This is a genomic window from Secundilactobacillus collinoides DSM 20515 = JCM 1123 (assembly GCF_001435975.1).
In the GTDB taxonomy this organism is placed as follows: Bacteria; Bacillota; Bacilli; order Lactobacillales; family Lactobacillaceae; genus Secundilactobacillus; species Secundilactobacillus collinoides.
Genome location: NZ_AYYR01000094.1, coordinates 47,837 through 48,363, shown reverse-complemented (window position 1 = coordinate 48,363; position 527 = coordinate 47,837). Strand labels below are relative to the sequence as shown.

Genomic DNA, 527 nt, shown 5'->3' with positions numbered 1-527 from the left:
CACGCCAAGAGTAGTTGGGGGATCGCCCCCTGCGAGGGTAGGACGTTGCCACGCGATTTATTTCCGACTCAGTTGTTGGGACAATTTTAATAGTGAGTTTTGATGACGCATGTCGGAGACTCTTGGAGAGTTGTCCGAGTTGGCCGAAGGAGCACCACTGGAAATGGTGTAAACGGGCAAAAACCTGTTTCAAGGGTTCGAATCCCTTACTCTCCGTTCAGCAACTTTTAGTATGACCCGTTGGTCAAGTGGTTAAGACACCGCCCTTTCACGGCAGTAACATGGGTTCGAATCCCGTACGGGTCATCGATCGTCAGATCGAGACATTAATTTAACAACCTCATGGAGGATTAGCTCAGTTGGGAGAGCGTCTGCCTTACAAGCAGAGGGTCACAGGTTCGAGCCCTGTATCCTCCATCATGGTCCGTTGGTCTAGTTGGTTTAGGACGCCTGCCTGTCACGCAGGAGATCACGAGTTCGAGTCTCGTACGGACCGTTGTTAATAACTGAATATTAACAAGCATTAA

At 49.7% G+C, this 527-nt stretch carries 4 tRNA genes; all 4 read left to right on the top strand.

Annotated features, from left to right (window positions below):
* Positions 1-124 precede the first annotated feature (124 nt).
* The 4 genes from FC82_RS13700 to FC82_RS13685 all read left to right on the top strand — a co-directional run bounded on the left by FC82_RS13700 (position 125) and on the right by FC82_RS13685 (position 496).
* Positions 125-216, top strand: a tRNA-Ser gene (locus FC82_RS13700).
* 18 nt (positions 217-234) lie between these two features.
* Positions 235-306 (top strand) — tRNA-Glu (locus tag FC82_RS13695).
* Positions 307-344: 38 nt separating this feature from the next.
* Positions 345-417: transfer RNA gene (locus tag FC82_RS13690), tRNA-Val, on the top strand.
* A gap of 4 nt (positions 418-421) precedes the next feature.
* Positions 422-496, top strand: a tRNA-Asp gene (locus tag FC82_RS13685).
* Positions 497-527: the final 31 nt, after the last annotated feature.